This window comes from Pseudobacillus sp. 179-B 2D1 NHS, assembly GCF_045370945.1.
GTDB lineage: Bacteria > Bacillota > Bacilli > Bacillales > Domibacillaceae > Pseudobacillus.
This window is the reverse complement of the sequence record NZ_JBIQDP010000008.1, coordinates 60,457-75,995: the sequence shown is the minus strand read 5'-3', so window position 1 is coordinate 75,995 and position 15,539 is coordinate 60,457. Positions and strand designations below refer to the sequence as shown.

Genomic DNA, 15,539 nt, shown 5'->3' with positions numbered 1-15,539 from the left:
ATAGCAGCTAAGAGGAGGAAATATCAATGAACAAAAAAGTAGTGTTAGCTTATTCCGGCGGTTTAGATACATCAGTAGCCATCCCGTGGCTAAAGGACAAAGGATACGATGTAGTAGCCTGCTGCTTAGATGTAGGAGAAGGGAAAGACTTAGCATTCGTAAAAGAGAAAGCTTTGCAAGTGGGAGCTGTAGCCAGTTACATGATTGATGCAAAAGAAGAATATGCAAATGAATATGCATTGCTTGCTCTTCAAGGTCATACGCTCTACGAAGGGAAATACCCATTAGTATCCGCGCTGTCACGTCCGCTTATCGCGAAGAAGCTAGTAGAGGTAGCTGAAAAAGAGAATGCGGTCGCTGTGGCTCACGGATGTACAGGGAAAGGAAACGACCAGGTTCGTTTCGAAGTGTCGATTAAAGCATTAAATCCAAACCTTGAGGTGTTAGCGCCTGTACGTGACTGGAAATGGTCGCGCGAAGAAGAAATTGAGTATGCAAAACAAAACAATATTCCGATCCCGATTAACTTAGACAGCCCGTTCTCTATTGATCAAAACTTGTGGGGAAGAAGTAACGAATGTGGAATTTTAGAGGATCCATGGGCAGCTCCTCCGGAAGAGGCTTATGATTTAACCGCCTCTCTTGAAAACACACCGGATGTTCCGGAAATCATTGAAATTCAGTTTGAACAAGGCGTTCCAGTTGCATTGAATGGGCAAAACTACTCTCTAGCTCAGTTAATTCTTGAGTTGAATGAGATTGCCGGCAAGCACGGTGTTGGCAGAATCGACCATGTAGAAAATCGTCTGGTTGGGATTAAATCAAGAGAAGTGTATGAGTGCCCAGGTGCGATGACATTAATTTTGGCGCATAAAGAATTAGAAGACTTAACACTCGTTAAAGAAATGGCTCATTTCAAACCAGTCATTGAAAAGAAATTGACTGAATTAATTTATGAAGGACTTTGGTTCTCACCATTGAAAAAAGCGCTTGAAGCATTTCTGAAACAAACACAGCAGTTTGTCACTGGAACTGTACGTGTGAAATTATTCAAAGGCCATGCGATTGTTGAAGGAAGAAAGTCTGAGTACTCATTATACGATGAAAAATTAGCTACTTATACAACAGAAGATCAATTTGACCATGAAGCAGCAGTAGGCTTTATCCAGCTTTGGGGTCTGCCGACAAAAGTGAATTCTATGGTTCAGCAAGAGAAAGTGAAAGTCCAGCAATGAGCAAGCTTTGGGGAGGACGCTTTCAAAAAACAGCTGAAGAATGGGTAGATGAATTCGGCGCCTCTATCCACTTTGATCAGGAGCTTGTTTTTGAAGACCTTGAGGGCAGCATGGCACATGTAACGATGCTCGGAAAAACGGGCATTTTAACAGAAGAAGAAATGAATCAAATTTTGGGCGGCCTTGAAGCTTTAAAGAAGAAAGCTTCAAAAGGTGAATTAATATTCTCGGTTGCCCAAGAGGACATCCATTTAAATTTGGAGAAATACTTGATCGAAGAAATCGGAGCGGTCGGCGGCAAGCTGCATACCGGACGCAGCCGTAACGATCAGGTTGCCACTGATATGCATTTGTACTTGAAGAAGCAAGTCAAACTTATCATTGGATTGATTGAACAGTTTCAAGCAACTTTGGTGGAAAAAGCAGAACAGCATGTGGAAACACTTGCGCCTGGCTATACCCACCTGCAAAGAGCACAGCCGATTTCATTCGGTCACCATTTAATGGCATATTTCTGGATGCTGCAAAGAGATAAAGAGCGGTTTCAGGAAGGCTTAAAGCGCATAGATGTCTCGCCTTTAGGGGCGGGAGCGCTTGCTGGAACCACCTTCCCGATTGACCGTGAATTATCAGCAGATCTGCTCGGGTTCTCCGGGGTGTATGCTAACAGCATGGATGCAGTCAGTGATCGGGACTTTATCCTTGAGTTCTTAAGCAGTTCCTCTATTTTAATGATGCACTTATCCCGTCTTGCTGAAGAAATGATTCTTTGGTCGAGCCAGGAATTCCAATTCATTGAAATGGACGACGCGTTTTCTACTGGCTCAAGCATTATGCCGCAGAAGAAAAATCCTGATATGGCGGAGTTAATCCGTGGAAAAACAGGACGCGTTTATGGAAACCTGTTCAGTTTGCTCACCGTATTAAAAGGCCTGCCACTTGCATATAACAAAGATATGCAGGAAGACAAGGAAGGCATGTTCGATACGGTACATACGATCATTGGTTCCTTGAAGATCTTTACAGGAATGGTTCAGACCATGAAGGTGAATGAGGGCCGCTTAGAGGAAGCTGTCCACAATGATTTCTCCAATGCTACGGAGCTCGCCGATTATTTGGCGTCAAAAGGCATTCCATTCCGGGAGGCACATGAGATTGTTGGAAAACTTGTGCTTCATTGCATTCAAAATCAATGCTATCTTGCCGATCTGTCTTTAGAGGAGCTAAAGTCAGCATCAGCGAACATTGAAGAAGATATTTACCAGGTGTTGTCTCCATATGAGGCCGTTAAAAGAAGGAAGTCTTTAGGCGGCACTGGTTTCGACCAGGTTCAGCTCCAAATCGAGACAGCCAAGCATTTGGTAAATGAAAAACAGCCCCTTAAGAAGTAAGGGGCTGTTTTTGTTATGCCTATTATTTGCGACATCCTCGTTTGTTCCTGTTTTGTGCTTTTCTTTCCCGCTCTTTCTGTTGTTATTCCTGCAGTTACACACTAAACCCTCATCATTCATAAGCAATAACGAGTAGCATCTCTGAATGTTACACTCCTTCCGCTCTCTCCAATTTATTTTCTTCTATCTATCCCCTTCATGTGAAAAAGCCAAGTTATTTTTGTGGGAGTTTATGCCGTATGTTAAGCCAATGTAAAGAATATAGAGCGGAAATTGTGGTATTCGTTTGCTTTTAAGTTAAAAACACATAATTCAACGGTTTCCCATAAAAAACAAACGATTAACAATTTACCTAATCGGTTTTTACTTTTCTTTTTTATAGTGAATGTATAGAGAAACAACCAATTAAAAAGGGGAGAGAAACTTGAAGGTGAAAAAGCAAAGATTAGCTGCTCTAGCGGCCATATTCAGTTTAGCCTTAATGACAGGATGCTCAAGCAAAGAAGGAAAAACTGCTGCAGAGACTGGCGGTGAAAAGCTGGAGGGAGAACTAACCATCTATACAGCGATTGAGGAGGAGCTGGTTCCTGTCTATCTTGAATCATTTGAGAAGAAGTATCCGGAAGTAGACATCAATATTGTCCGTGATTCAACTGGGGTCATCACAGCGAAGCTTCTAGCAGAAGGGAAAAACACTCCTGCTGACGTTGTTTGGGGAACAGCAGCTTCCAGTTTGCTGATGCTTGATGAAAAGAATATGCTTGAGGGCTATTCACCTGAAGGAGTGGACAGAGTACAACCCCTATTTAAAGATTCAAACCAACCGGAGAAGTGGGTAGGAAATACAGCATTCATGACGGGGATTGCTGTGAATAAAAAAGAACTAGAGAAGAAAAACATTCCAATGCCTAAATCATATGAAGATCTGGTAAAACCCGAATATAAAGAAATGATCGTCATGCCGCATCCTGCATCCTCAGGAACCGGATTTTTAACGGTTTCTGCTTGGCTGCAAATGATGGGGGAGGAAAAAGGATGGGCCTATATGAAGAAATTGCATAAAAATATAGCGACGTATACTCATTCTGGATCAAAACCGGCCAAGCTTGCCTCAGCAGGGGAGTATCCGATTGGTATTTCCATGGTTTACAGCAGCGTAAAAGAGAAACAAAAAGGCTCACCAGTTGCTGTTATTTTGCCAAAGGAAGGATTGGGCTGGGAAGTGGAAGCCAATGCCTTAATTAAGAAGGATGAAAAGGAAAATGAAGAGATTGCTAAAGCATTTTTAGATTGGGCCATTTCTGATGAAGCCATGAAGGAATATTTTGAAGCCAATGGATTTGCCACGATTAAAAATAATTTCACAACACCAGACGGGTTTCCTAAAGGTGTATCCGATCAATTATTTACTGAAAATAATTTGAAATGGGCGGCAGAAAACCGGGAGACTATTTTAGAAAAATGGGAAAATGAATTCGGCCAAAAGGCAGAAGCAAAAGAAGAATAAGATAGAAAGGACGGCGAACGCTATGAAGGATTATTTAAGAATTGACCACGTTAAAAAAACGTTTGGAGAGCTTACTACGTTAAATAATCTCTCTTTTAATGTGTCTCAAGGAGAGTTCCTTTGTTTATTGGGGCCTAGTGGCTGCGGCAAGACAACATTGCTTCGTATTATTGCCGGATTGGAAAAACCATCCTCTGGGAGAGTCTTTATTAAAGGAAAAGATATGACTGCTGTTCCGCCGGCAAAAAGGAATGTCGGGGTGGTTTTCCAATCGTATGCCCTCTTTCCGAATTTGACTGCTTTAAAAAATGTTGAATTTGGTTTGAAAGCTAAAAAGATTCCGAGGCCTGAAGTGAGAGAGAAGGCGCTTGAAGCTTTGGAGATGGTTGGGTTGCTAGATAGCAAAGATCGCTATCCTGCACAGTTATCAGGAGGACAGCAACAACGGGTAGCACTTGCCCGCGCACTCGCCCTGTCACCGGACTTTCTTTTGCTTGATGAGCCGTTATCTGCCCTAGATGCGAAGGTGCGGGAAAAACTCAGATTTGAAATTCGTTCCCTGCAAGAAAAACTTGGTATTACGACGATTATGGTAACTCATGATCAGGAGGAAGCTTTAACCATGGCAGATAAGATAATCGTCATGAAAAGCGCAGAGATTATGCAGATAGGGACCCCTCAAGAAATTTATCAAATGCCAGCTAATCCATTTGTAGCTGATTTTATTGGAGCGATGAACTTTATCCATGCTCATCAGGATACAGAGAATGGACAGATGCTCGCCATCCGCCCAGAAGAGATCATGTTAACCGATGAAGCAGGTATCTGTGCCATTGTAGAAAAACTTGAGTTTAGAGGCCCGATATACAGAGGATTAGTCAGACTTGAAGACGTCGATTCACCATTACATAAGAGGCTGTTGCTGATTGATATAGCTACAAATATCGTTCAGCAGCGAAAAATCAAAAAAGGCAGCCTGCTCACCTTGTCTTTAGGTGAAAAGCAGATGCTGTCATATCGGGAGAAAGTGGGCGTTTAAATGGAGTGGTTAGAAAAAAGTGGAACAGCCGCTGCGCTTAAGAGAATAAAACGAGAAAGCGGGAAAAATGACTGGCTGCAGCGATTGCTCCTTCTCGGATTAATCGGCACTTTTATGCTTCTTCTTGTTCTTCCGCTCTGCCAGTTATTTATTCATGCATTTTATCGGAAAGATGGCTCATTTGCCGGCTTAGAAAATTTCATTCAGTATTTTTCCTCACCGGCACTTGTTCAGTCATTAAAGCATACGGTTTTTATATCTGGCGCTACCACTTTCATCTCAGTTTCCCTGGCGTTTGTTTACGCCTATGCACTCGTTCGGTCAGCAATTCCCGGAAAGGGATTCTTTAAGTCTGCAGCACTTCTTCCGTTGTTTGCCCCAACCATGATGCACGGAATCGCCCTTGTCTATTTGTTTGGCAATCAAGGGCTGCTCACCAATGGATTTTTGGGGATTTTTCCGGGAGTATCACTGGAGTTATATGGCCCGATAGGTATTATCATAGCGGAAGTTATCTATACTTTCCCGCAGGCACTGTTAATTTTATTGGTCGCCTTTCAAGGAACAGATTATCAGATGTATGAAGCGGCTGATATTCTCCAGGCAGGAAAGCTTAAAAAGTTTTGGATAATCACGATGCCAGGGGTGAAATATGGATTGATCAGTGCGTCATTTGTTGTTTTCACTTTAAGTTTTACAGATTTTGGCGCACCCAAAATCGTCGGAGGACAATATAATGTGTTGGCAACAGACGTATACAAGCAAGTGATCGGGCAGCAAAACATAGCCATGGGGGCTGCTGTTGGCATGATTCTTATGCTTCCTGCTATTTTTGCTTTTGTTATCGATAGACTCACACAGCAAAAACACGCTTCATTCATTTCAGCTAAATCGAAGCCATTTCAAATCAAAAAAGGAAGATTACGAGATACATTGTTGTTCCTGTTTTGTTCAGCTATTACAGGAGCCATTTTGTTTATGATATTGGCCGTTTTAATTGCTGCTTTTACAAAAGTGTGGCCATATGATTTAAGCTTTACCCTTGAACACCTCGGGTTTTCCAGTTATACAGGCAACGGAATAGAGGCATTTACAAACAGCTTGATCGTAGCTGGAATTACAGCAATTATCGGAACTTGTTTGACCTTTTTATTCGCCTACGCAATAGAGAAGATCCGTGGGCTATCTCATTTGAGAAAAGTGGGCTATTTTCTATCAGTCATCCCATTGGCTGTGCCAGGCCTTGTAATTGGTCTTGGATATATATTTTTCTTCAGCCAGCCAGACATTCAGATTTTTTCATGGAAGTTGGCCAACCCTTTTCATTTCTTATATGGAACAGTAGCGATAGTCGTTATGGCGAATATTATCCATTTCTATTCCGTTGCTTTTGTTACGGCGACGACAGCGTTAAAAAAGTTAGACAAAGAATATGAAGTTGTTTCAGAATCCATGGGGATTCCCCTTTACAAAACCTTTTTCACTGTAACGGTTCCTATGTGCTTGCCAGCTATTCTGGAAATGGCCATGTACTTCTTTGTCAATTCCATGGTTACCGTTTCTGCGGTCATGTTTTTGTACTCGCCGGACTTCAAGTTGGCGGCTATCTCAATTGTAAACATGGATGATGCTGGAAACTTGGCTGCGGCGGCTGCCATGAGTTCACTTATTTTATTAGCGAATATTATTGTGAAAATTTTGCATGAAGGAATAACAAAAACGATGCGCCTGTGGGTAATCCGTTGGCAGCAAAGGTAGGAGAGACAAGATGAAAACAAAAATTAAAGGAATCATTTTCGATTGGGCAGGAACAACAATAGACTACGGGTGCTTTGCACCTGTGCAAGTATTCATCCGCATTTTTAAGGAGAAAGGCATTGATATTACGATTGAAGAGGCTCGCAAGCCGATGGGGCTTTTGAAAATAGATCACATTCGCGTACTCACTGAAATGCCGCGTATCAAGGAGCTATGGCACACCATTCATGGACGCGATCCAGAAGAAAACGATATTAAAGAGATGTACGACCGATTTGAAGAAGAATTGTTTGCGATTCTTCCTGATTACGCTACACCAGTTCCCGGCTGTTTAGAACTCATGGAGAAACTCCGTCACCGGGGGATCAAGATCGGCTCGACAACAGGTTACACAGCAGAAATGATGAAAGTTGTTACCTTCCAAGCAGAGAAACAAGGCTATGCTCCTGATTATCTCATTACATCCGATGGAGTGCCTGCAGGGCGCCCTTATCCATGGATGTGTTATCTAAATGCCATACACTTAGGGATTTATCCAATGAATTCTATGATTAAGGTAGGAGACACGATTTCAGACATACAAGAGGGAAAAAACGCTGGAATGTGGACAGTAGGGGTTATTTTAGGAGGCAGTGAACTCGGTCTTTCAGAAGAGGAAGTAAAATCGATGGAGATCAACGAGTTAGACAGAAGAATACAAGCAGTAAGGGAACGCTTTATTGAAGCGGGAGCCGATTTCACTATTTTAGAGCTGGATGACTTGGAAAAGGTAATTGATAAAATCGAATTCGAGCAATCTATAACTGTTTCATAAAGGAGAGATGTTCATATGGAAAACAAACATTATTTACTATTAACGCCTGGACCGCTTACTACTACTGAAACAGTGAAAGCCGTAATGATGAGGGACTGGTGTACATGGGATAAAGAGTATAATGATCTCGTTCAGGAAGTTCGTCAAAAGCTTGTAGCATTGGCTGTAACAAATACGGATGACTATACAGCGGTTCTTATGCAGGGAAGCGGAACATTTACTGTAGAAGCCACGATAGGATCAGTTGTTCAATCATCCGGTAAACTATTAGTTTGTGTAAATGGAGCTTACGGAGACAGGATTGTCAAAATTGCCAGGATTCTCGGTATCCCAACTGTTATATGCAGGACTGAGGAAAATAAACCGATAGAAATTGAACAACTGGAAAATGTCTTAGCTGCCAACAAAGACATTACTCATGTGGCAGCCGTTCACTGTGAAACGACTACGGGAATATTAAATCCCGTACGGGCCATTGCTGAAACAGCCAAAAAGTATGGCAAACGAACAATCATTGATGCGATGAGCAGTTTTGGCGGAGTTGAAATAGATATGGAAAGCTGGCAAATTGATTTTCTAATCAGCAGTGCCAACAAATGCATTCAAGGAGTGCCTGGGTTTGGTTTTGTTATTGCTAATCGTGCGGAACTCCAGAAATGCAAGGGACAGGCACGTTCCCTGTCGCTCGATCTGTATGATCAGTGGCAAACAATGGAACAGTTTAACGGAAAATGGAGATTCACTTCTCCCACCCATGTAGTAAGAGCGTTTTATCAAGCGTTGCTCGAGCTTGAAGAAGAGGGTGGTGTCGGGGCGAGACAAACACGCTATGAGCAGAATCAGACCTTATTAGTGCAACGGATGAAGGAAGCTGGCTTTCAGCCTTTTATTAAAGAAGAATACCATTCACCCATTATCACGTCATTTTGTTTTCCGAACGAAGAGTTTGACTTTACATCGTTTTATAACTATTTAAAAGAACAAGGGTTTGTGATTTATCCAGGAAAGGTTTCTCAAATAGATACTTTTCGAATTGGCAATATTGGTAATGTGCATGCCGCTGATATTTTGGCCTTAACAAAAGCTGTTGAAAGAAGGGCGGTTTGTCTATGAAGGTATTCTGCTTAGGAGGAGCCGGGAAAATTTGCCGCGAAGCGATTTTAGATCTCGTTCAGTACTCTAAATTCGAAAAAATTACAGTAGCTGATTTCAATGAACAAGAAGGACAAGCGGTTGTAAAGTGGTTGAATGACCCAAGAATAGACTTTGTCCAAGTGGACGTGACCAACGTAGACGAAACTGTGGAAAAAATGAAGGGATACGATATCGTTTTAGATGGAACGACGATTAAGCTGAATGGTTTGTCTTCCGAATGTATTGCGAAAGCAGGATGTCATGGCGTTAACTTAAATGGATTTGGCGAAGAATCAAAGTGGAACAATCTATTTGTGAAAAATAGAAAAACACTTCTCCCGGGTTTCGGCATGACCCCAGGATTAACGCAAATGATGGCGATGCATGCGGCCAATCAATTAGATACCGTTGAAAGTGTACGGGTAAGCCATGGTTCTTTCCGGCCGATTGCTTTCTCAGCTTCCATTGCTGAAACAACTACTTACGAATACGACCCGAACTTGCCGACAAGAGTGGTATTTGAAAACGGAGAAATGAAGCAAGTGCCACCCTTTGCTCGGCCGCGAAAAGTCAAGCTGCCGGACCCTTATGGAGAAACGATTCAATATATTATTCCACATGCTGAAACGATCACCCTCGCTCAAGCACTGAAGGATAAAGGGGTTAAATTAATTGAAACCCGGGGAGCATGGCCTGAAAAGAACATGAGTCTAGTAAAATCGTTATTTGATTATGGAATGTTGAAGAATACACAGATTACTGTAAACGGTCAAGAGATTGGAATTATGGATTGTATATCCCAGTATTTATTGGCATCTGACGAAGGGCAGACAACAGAATTATATGGATATGCCCTTCATGTAGAGGTGGAGGGAACAAAGCAAGGAAAACAGATGCGGCATACATTGTATCATACACATCCTGCTTCGGATGGATCTGTGCCTGGTTGGGAGAGGTTAAGAGCTTATACTCGAAATGTAGCAATCCCTTTTGCTATCGCAGCTAGTTTAATTGCCAAAGGGCATGTAAAAAAGCAGGGGATAATCACGCCAGAAGAAGCGTTTGCTAATCCGTCTATCATCTTTGAAGAGCTAAAAAAAAGAGAGATTTTTATCCATGAAAAGGTAAGTGTTATAGAAAAAGAAGTTGCCCTGCCGCACATTTAACAAAAAGAGACTGGCATTGGAGGTGCAGCAGTGTCCGTTATAAGTGAAGAGAGAAAGCGGATCATCGTAGAAAAAGTGGAAGTGAAGGGAAAAGTGAAGGTAGCAGACTTAGCGAATGAGTTTGCTGTATCTACAGAAACGATCCGCCGCTATTTAGAAGAATTGGATAGAGAGCGGAAGCTGAAGAAGGTATACGGGGGAGCTGTTAAGTCGGCGAACTCCCCATTAGTGGAGCCTTCGATGATAGAGAGGAAAATTTGGAACATAGAACAGAAAAAAAGAATTGCTTACAAGGCTGCTGCCTTTATACGCGATGGAGATGTGCTGATGATTGACGAGGGAAGCACTACGTTGCAACTGATTCCTTATATGCTCCATTACAAAAACTTAACTGTAATTACAAATTCTTTTGCACTAGCTAATCAACTGATTTCAGCAATCAATAAAAAGTTTTTTGAGGGGGAAGTGATATTTATTGGGGGAAAGGTTAGTTCTCAGCACTATCGGGTAGCTGGCCCAATGTCCCAGCAAATTATGAACCAACTTCATTTTGAAAAGGCATTTATTTCAGTAGACGGCATATTGCCAAAGTTTGGACTCTCGTGCTATGAATTAGAGAATGCTACGTTGTCAGAGCAAATGATTAAGCAAGCGAGCCAGACATTCGTACTGGCCGATCACTCGAAGCTAGACAAAAAAGCTACTTATCAAATTACTAATTTAAACAAAGTGGATTATATTTTTTCTGATGCATCTTATCCGGATGGGTGGGGAGAACAGCTAGCCAAAGACAAAGTGAGTTGGATAAAATGCTGAAAAATGAACGACTGCTCCGAATCGGCTGCTAAAAGTAGTTAGGAAATAGCCATTAGAAAAGAAGATGTAAGAAAAATAGTTAGTGATCAAAAAAAGGGAAAATGTACCGTGAATTCTATAGAAGAGATTATATGAAAGCTGCTTACAAGCCAGAAAGACCGAAGCATCCTTATGCTTCGGTCTTTCTTCTATTACTCGCCTTTATCTGTGCGGACAACAAGTACATCACAATTAGAAGAACGAGTAATGTGTTCGGAAACACTTCCAATGAGGAAGCGTTCCATGGCATTCAAGCCGGTTGCTCCACATACAATTAAGTCTGCTTTTACTTGCTTTGCTGCTTCTTTAGGAATGATAACTTTAGGCGAGCCGTATTCAACATAAGTGTTGACGGTTCCGACACCTGCCGATTCAGCTGACGATTTGTACTCTTTTAGCAAATCACTGCCATAAGTAGTAGCCCGTTCGGCGATGGAGCGGTCATATGCTTCAATGGCTGCAAATGAGCGTGTGTCGATTACATGTACAAGGTTGAGTACCGCATCATTGCGTTTAGCGATTTCGATTGATTTTCGAAATGCCCACTCCGCTTCCTTCGACCCGTCAACCGCCACAAGGATGCTTTCATACTTCATGCTCATTATACATTCCTCCTTTTCTTTTATTCTACATGAAAAGGAGAAAGATGACAGCTGAGATGTATCCAAAAATATGAAAATTCTTAAACAAATGTTAATTGTTTAGGGAAGGCGGTCAAAATTTCAACGCCGTCCGCTGTAACGTATACATCATCTTCAATGCGCACACCGGCCACATCCGGCACGTAAATCCCTGGCTCAATTGTGAATACCATGCCTTCTTGTAAAAGCAGCTCATTTGTTTCAGTGATGCTTGGGTATTCATGAACACTGATTCCAAGACCGTGTCCGAGCCGGTGTGGGAAAAAGTCGCCGTATCCTGCGTCTGCAATCGCCTTTCTTGCAGTCAGGTCAATCTCTTTAGCAGTCATTCCAGGCTTTACAGCTGCCACAGCTGCCTGTTGAGCCTGTAACACCGTTTCATAAATTTCACGTTGTTTGTCTGAGATTTCTCCAAAAGCGACCGTACGCGTAATATCAGAGCAATAGCCCTCATATACAACCCCGAGATCGAATAAAACGAGATCCCCTTTCTTCACTTTTGTGTTTCCAGGTGTCCCGTGTGGAGAAGCGCCATTCTTACCGGTCAATACCATCGTAGAAAAAGACATTTCAGCAATGCCTTGTTTTTTCATTTCGAATTCAACCTCAGCGAGAATTTCTAACTCCGATTTGCCTTCACGAATGGCTTCTGCTCCGGTTTTTACAGCTAAATCTGCATACTCTGCAGCTTTTCTTAAAGAGGCAAGTTCTTTTTTGTCTTTTATCAATCGAAGCTGCTGCATTTTCTCCTCGGCGGCAACGAACGCGGCACCCGGAAAACGGCTGGAAAGCTCCTCGTAGCGTTCAACATTTAAATGTTGTTTTTCAACGGCTATTCGATTGATGCGACCGGACCGTTTTTTTACACGGGTTTCGATCATTTCCCAGGGATTTTCGATATCTGTATGGCCGACAATTTCAAATGCCCAGCCGCTGTTTTTAGCATCGGATGCATCTAATTTTGGACAAATGAGAAAAGGCTCAGATTCAGGGAAGATGGCTACGCCAAGCAGACGTTCGTGCGGATCGCTTCTGAAACCAGTTAAATAAAAGACATTCTCAGGAGCAGTGATAAAGGCCAAGGAAATGTCTTTTTCTTTCAGCCACTCCATTAATTTTGTTAGTCGATTGTTCATGTTGTTTCCTCCTTAGACAATGCATTTACCAGTTAAAAGCGTATCAATAAATGATGAGTAAGTAAATAAGTAGACATGCAGGGGAATTTATTGTTTCATCGAATAGTAGGAGTGGAAATCATTTTAAGAAAGGGGTTTTACCTATGAAAGTATCCTATCATGGACATTCAATTGTAAAAGTAGAAACGAACGGCCAGACAATTTTAATCGATCCGTTTATCTCAGGGAATGACTTAACCGATCTGCAAGTGGAAAATGAACAGCCGGATGTCATCATTTTGACGCATGGTCATGGTGATCATGTGGGTGACACAGTAGAACTTGCGAAAAAAAATAATTCTCTCGTTATTGCTGTAAATGAGCTGGCTACTTATCTCAGTCACCAAGGAGTTAATACTCACCCTATGCATATCGGTGGAAGTCGTGAGTTTGAATTTGGCCGCGTAAAATTTACTCAGGCATTTCACGGTTCGGGAATTGAACAAGAAGACGGGACCTTCCTTTATATGGGCATGCCGGCGGGCGTTTTATTAATGATTGAAGGAAAAACAATCTACCATGCGGGAGATACGGGGATCTTTTCCGATATGAAATTAATTGGTGAATTGCACCCGATTGACCTGGCATTTCTCCCGATTGGTGATAATTTTACAATGGGACCAGATGATGCAGCGCTTGCGGCTAAATTTTTACAAGCAAAGCAAGTCGTTCCTATTCATTTCAATACTTTCCCGCCGATCAAACAGGACCCTCATGCATTTATTGAGAAGCTAGAAACGAAAAATGGACAAGTGTTAGAACCTGGACAAGCTATCGAATTGTAACAGGATTCAGGCTGCGAGAAGAACCTTGCAGCCTTTTCTGAATTGAATTGAATCGCTGTGCTTTTCAAAGTATAATAACTGTATTAGCGAGTCTGAAAGGGACAGGTGAAACAGTTGATTACAAAACACGAACAGATTCTACAATACATAGAGGGGCTGCCGATAGGGGAGAAAATTTCTGTCCGGCAAATTGCTAAAGCGCTCTCAGTCAGTGAGGGAACGGCTTATAGAGCCATAAAAGATGCGGAAACTAAGGGGTTTGTCTCAGCAATCGAGCGAGTTGGCACCATCCGGATAGAGCAAAAGAAAAAAGAAAATATTGAAAAACTGACCTTCGCTGAAGTAGTGAATATTATTGATGGGCAAGTACTAGGAGGCCGGGCTGGCCTGCATAAAACGCTAAACCGTTTCGTGATCGGCGCCATGAAACTAGAGGCCATGATGAGATATACTGGGCCTGATAATTTATTGATTGTCGGCAACCGGACGAAAGCACATGAACTGGCCCTGCAAGCAGGAGCAGGCGTGTTGATCACGGGAGGATTTCAGGCGGATGACCATGTAACAAAACTTGCAGATGAATTAGAGTTGCCGGTCATTACCACAACATATGACACTTTTACAGTGGCGACCATGATCAATCGTGCCATTTATGATCAGTTGATCAAAAAGGAAATCGTGCTTGTCGGTGATATTTTTACGCCATTTGACCAGACAGTTTCACTCACTATCGGTGATAAAGTTAGCCATTGGATTGACAAAAATCGATTGACGCTCCACAGTCGCTTTCCTGTTCTTGATCGCCATTTAAAAGTACAAGGAATTGTGACAGCGAAAGATATCATGGGAGCAGAACAGGAGACGCCTATTGAGAAAGTCATGACAAAGCAGCCGATCACCGTCACCATGAAAACGAGTGTAGCTGCTGCTGCTCATATGATGATCTGGGAAGGGATTGAGCTTTTGCCGGTCGTCGATGATCAGAGTCGTATCCAGGGAATTGTCAGTCGTCAAGATGTATTGAAAACATTACAAATGGCCCAGCGACAACCGCAAATGGGTGAAACGCTTGATGATACGATTACAAACCAGATTGATCTTTCGGGCGATAAGTCCGAAGAAACTTATACATTTGAAGTGACGCCCCAAATGACCAATCAGCTGGGAGCTATTTCTTATGGAGTATTTACAACGATTGTTACAGAAGCAGCAAGGCGCTCGCTGCGGGCTAAGAAAAAGGGCGACATTGTCGTAGAGAACATTACTATCTATTTCTCAAAGCCCGTACAAATGGAAAGCTTGTTGGAAATCCATCCAAATGTACTTGAAGTCGGCCGAAAATTTGGAAAAGTGGACGTGGAAGTATACAACGGAGGCATGCTCGTCGGAAAAGCCCTCATGATGTGCCAAATCCTAGATAGGCAATAAAGAAAAGCGAAGCCGACTGCTATGTCCCGTCAAGCACAAGACAAGCCGTTTGGAAGGTTGCTCTGTAACCTTCCCGGCGGATGGGATTGTGACCTCGAGGGACAAGGAGGCGGAGCTAGCCAAAGAAAAGCGAAGCCGACTGCTATGTCCCGTCAAGCACAAGACGAGCCGTTTGGAAGGTTGTTCTGTAACCTTCCCGGCGGATGGGATGTGACAAATAAATAAAGAGGATGTCCCAAAGATTTTTTTAGGTCATCCTCCTTTTAGGTCATTATTGATTTTTTAATTCTTCAGCTTCTCTTTGGGCGTAAGGAAGAACATGACGGTAAGCTTTATACCCTGCCCATAAGCTAGAAAAACCGATAAGCAAAAACAGAGCAGCAATCACATAAGATATAGTCGTCTGCTGGATAAATAATGTATTCAAACCAAAGAAGCCGACAAATAGGCCAAGCGCCATGCTGGATTTAGCAGATAGCCATTTTTTCTCCATGGGACGTCTGCTTCTAACGTATTGGACCTTATAAAAAATGTAAAAAGCGAACGATAAAACAATAATAAATGCTAAAACGGGCATAAGTTTTCCTCCATTTATTTGTTCAGACATCTTC

The 15,539-nt window shown here is 42.4% G+C and carries 15 protein-coding genes; 12 read left to right on the top strand and 3 right to left on the bottom strand.

What is annotated here, in order from left to right; translation table 11 throughout:
* Positions 1-26: 26 nt before the first annotated feature.
* The 9 genes from ACH0BF_RS10165 to ACH0BF_RS10125 all read left to right on the top strand — a co-directional run bounded on the left by ACH0BF_RS10165 (position 27) and on the right by ACH0BF_RS10125 (position 10,860).
* Complete coding sequence (locus ACH0BF_RS10165; protein WP_120033779.1) at positions 27-1,235, top strand: argininosuccinate synthase; 1,209 nt, start codon at positions 27-29, stop codon at positions 1,233-1,235.
* The gene (gene argH, locus ACH0BF_RS10160; RefSeq protein WP_340852902.1) at positions 1,232-2,626 is read left to right on the top strand and encodes an argininosuccinate lyase; all 1,395 of its coding nucleotides are present in this window, start codon (positions 1,232-1,234) and stop codon (positions 2,624-2,626) included. Before ACH0BF_RS10165 ends, argH begins: the two co-directional genes overlap by 4 nt.
* Before the next feature lie 430 nt (positions 2,627-3,056).
* Positions 3,057-4,133 (top strand): putative 2-aminoethylphosphonate ABC transporter substrate-binding protein, encoded by a 1,077-nt coding sequence (locus ACH0BF_RS10155; RefSeq protein WP_406909365.1) that lies wholly within the window; start codon positions 3,057-3,059, stop codon positions 4,131-4,133.
* Between the two features lie 22 nt (positions 4,134-4,155).
* Positions 4,156-5,172, top strand: coding sequence for an ABC transporter ATP-binding protein (locus ACH0BF_RS10150; protein WP_340852903.1), 1,017 nt, complete (start codon positions 4,156-4,158; stop codon positions 5,170-5,172).
* Positions 5,173-6,930 carry a putative 2-aminoethylphosphonate ABC transporter permease subunit gene (locus ACH0BF_RS10145; RefSeq protein WP_340852905.1) on the top strand — a complete coding sequence of 586 codons (1,758 nt, stop codon included), beginning with the start codon at positions 5,173-5,175 and terminating at the stop codon, positions 6,928-6,930. It begins immediately after the preceding gene.
* Positions 6,931-6,940: 10 nt separating this feature from the next.
* Positions 6,941-7,744: a phosphonoacetaldehyde hydrolase gene (gene phnX / locus ACH0BF_RS10140; RefSeq protein WP_406909343.1), complete on the top strand. Its 804-nt coding sequence runs from the start codon at positions 6,941-6,943 to the stop codon at positions 7,742-7,744.
* A 15-nt stretch (positions 7,745-7,759) separates the two neighbouring features.
* On the top strand, positions 7,760-8,857 hold the full coding sequence (phnW, locus tag ACH0BF_RS10135) for a 2-aminoethylphosphonate--pyruvate transaminase (RefSeq protein WP_340852907.1): 1,098 nt from the start codon (positions 7,760-7,762) through the stop codon (positions 8,855-8,857).
* Positions 8,854-10,044: a saccharopine dehydrogenase family protein gene (locus ACH0BF_RS10130; protein WP_340852909.1), complete on the top strand. Its 1,191-nt coding sequence runs from the start codon at positions 8,854-8,856 to the stop codon at positions 10,042-10,044. Before phnW ends, ACH0BF_RS10130 begins: the two co-directional genes overlap by 4 nt.
* A 30-nt stretch (positions 10,045-10,074) precedes the next feature.
* On the top strand, positions 10,075-10,860 hold the full coding sequence (locus ACH0BF_RS10125; RefSeq protein ID WP_120033769.1) for a DeoR/GlpR family DNA-binding transcription regulator: 786 nt from the start codon (positions 10,075-10,077) through the stop codon (positions 10,858-10,860).
* Between the two features lie 191 nt (positions 10,861-11,051).
* Here the strand turns inward: ACH0BF_RS10125 and ACH0BF_RS10120 are convergent, their stop codons facing one another.
* Both ACH0BF_RS10120 and ACH0BF_RS10115 read right to left on the bottom strand, forming a co-directional pair.
* Entirely contained in the window at positions 11,052-11,501 is a 450-nt protein-coding gene (locus tag ACH0BF_RS10120; RefSeq protein ID WP_340852913.1) for a universal stress protein, read from the bottom strand.
* An 80-nt stretch (positions 11,502-11,581) separates the two neighbouring features.
* Complete coding sequence (locus ACH0BF_RS10115) at positions 11,582-12,676, bottom strand: M24 family metallopeptidase (RefSeq protein ID WP_406909342.1); 1,095 nt, start codon at positions 12,674-12,676, stop codon at positions 11,582-11,584.
* A 143-nt stretch (positions 12,677-12,819) separates the two neighbouring features.
* Between ACH0BF_RS10115 and ACH0BF_RS10110 the strand changes: the two genes are divergently transcribed.
* The 3 genes from ACH0BF_RS10110 (at position 12,820) to ACH0BF_RS10100 (ending at position 15,153) form a co-directional block, all read left to right on the top strand.
* On the top strand, positions 12,820-13,500 hold the full coding sequence (locus ACH0BF_RS10110; RefSeq protein WP_120033763.1) for a metal-dependent hydrolase: 681 nt from the start codon (positions 12,820-12,822) through the stop codon (positions 13,498-13,500).
* A 114-nt stretch (positions 13,501-13,614) separates the two neighbouring features.
* Complete coding sequence (locus tag ACH0BF_RS10105) at positions 13,615-14,928, top strand: DRTGG domain-containing protein (protein ID WP_120033761.1); 1,314 nt, start codon at positions 13,615-13,617, stop codon at positions 14,926-14,928.
* Positions 14,929-14,949: 21 nt separating this feature from the next.
* Positions 14,950-15,153 carry a hypothetical protein gene (locus tag ACH0BF_RS10100; RefSeq protein ID WP_406909341.1) on the top strand — a complete coding sequence of 68 codons (204 nt, stop codon included), beginning with the start codon at positions 14,950-14,952 and terminating at the stop codon, positions 15,151-15,153.
* Between the two features lie 46 nt (positions 15,154-15,199).
* Here the strand turns inward: ACH0BF_RS10100 and ACH0BF_RS10095 are convergent, their stop codons facing one another.
* Positions 15,200-15,505 carry a YtpI family protein gene (locus ACH0BF_RS10095; RefSeq protein ID WP_120033757.1) on the bottom strand — a complete coding sequence of 102 codons (306 nt, stop codon included), beginning with the start codon at positions 15,503-15,505 and terminating at the stop codon, positions 15,200-15,202.
* Positions 15,506-15,539 lie beyond the last annotated feature (34 nt).

Excerpts from the sequence above, each read along its gene's own strand:
- ACH0BF_RS10095 (WP_120033757.1), bottom strand. The coding sequence starts at position 15,505 with ATGCCCGTTTTAGCATTTATTATTGTTTTATCGTTCGCTTTTTACATT.
- ACH0BF_RS10120 (WP_340852913.1), bottom strand. The coding sequence starts at position 11,501 with ATGAGCATGAAGTATGAAAGCATCCTTGTGGCGGTTGACGGGTCGAAG.
- ACH0BF_RS10130 (WP_340852909.1), top strand. The coding sequence starts at position 8,854 with ATGAAGGTATTCTGCTTAGGAGGAGCCGGGAAAATTTGCCGCGAAGCG.
- argH (WP_340852902.1), top strand. The coding sequence starts at position 1,232 with ATGAGCAAGCTTTGGGGAGGACGCTTTCAAAAAACAGCTGAAGAATGG.
- ACH0BF_RS10145 (WP_340852905.1), top strand. The coding sequence starts at position 5,173 with ATGGAGTGGTTAGAAAAAAGTGGAACAGCCGCTGCGCTTAAGAGAATA.
- ACH0BF_RS10165 (WP_120033779.1), top strand. The coding sequence starts at position 27 with ATGAACAAAAAAGTAGTGTTAGCTTATTCCGGCGGTTTAGATACATCA.
- ACH0BF_RS10100 (WP_406909341.1), top strand. The coding sequence starts at position 14,950 with ATGTCCCGTCAAGCACAAGACAAGCCGTTTGGAAGGTTGCTCTGTAAC.
- phnX (WP_406909343.1), top strand. The coding sequence starts at position 6,941 with ATGAAAACAAAAATTAAAGGAATCATTTTCGATTGGGCAGGAACAACA.
- phnW (WP_340852907.1), top strand. The coding sequence starts at position 7,760 with ATGGAAAACAAACATTATTTACTATTAACGCCTGGACCGCTTACTACT.
- ACH0BF_RS10115 (WP_406909342.1), bottom strand. The coding sequence starts at position 12,676 with ATGAACAATCGACTAACAAAATTAATGGAGTGGCTGAAAGAAAAAGAC.
- ACH0BF_RS10150 (WP_340852903.1), top strand. The coding sequence starts at position 4,156 with ATGAAGGATTATTTAAGAATTGACCACGTTAAAAAAACGTTTGGAGAG.
- ACH0BF_RS10110 (WP_120033763.1), top strand. The coding sequence starts at position 12,820 with ATGAAAGTATCCTATCATGGACATTCAATTGTAAAAGTAGAAACGAAC.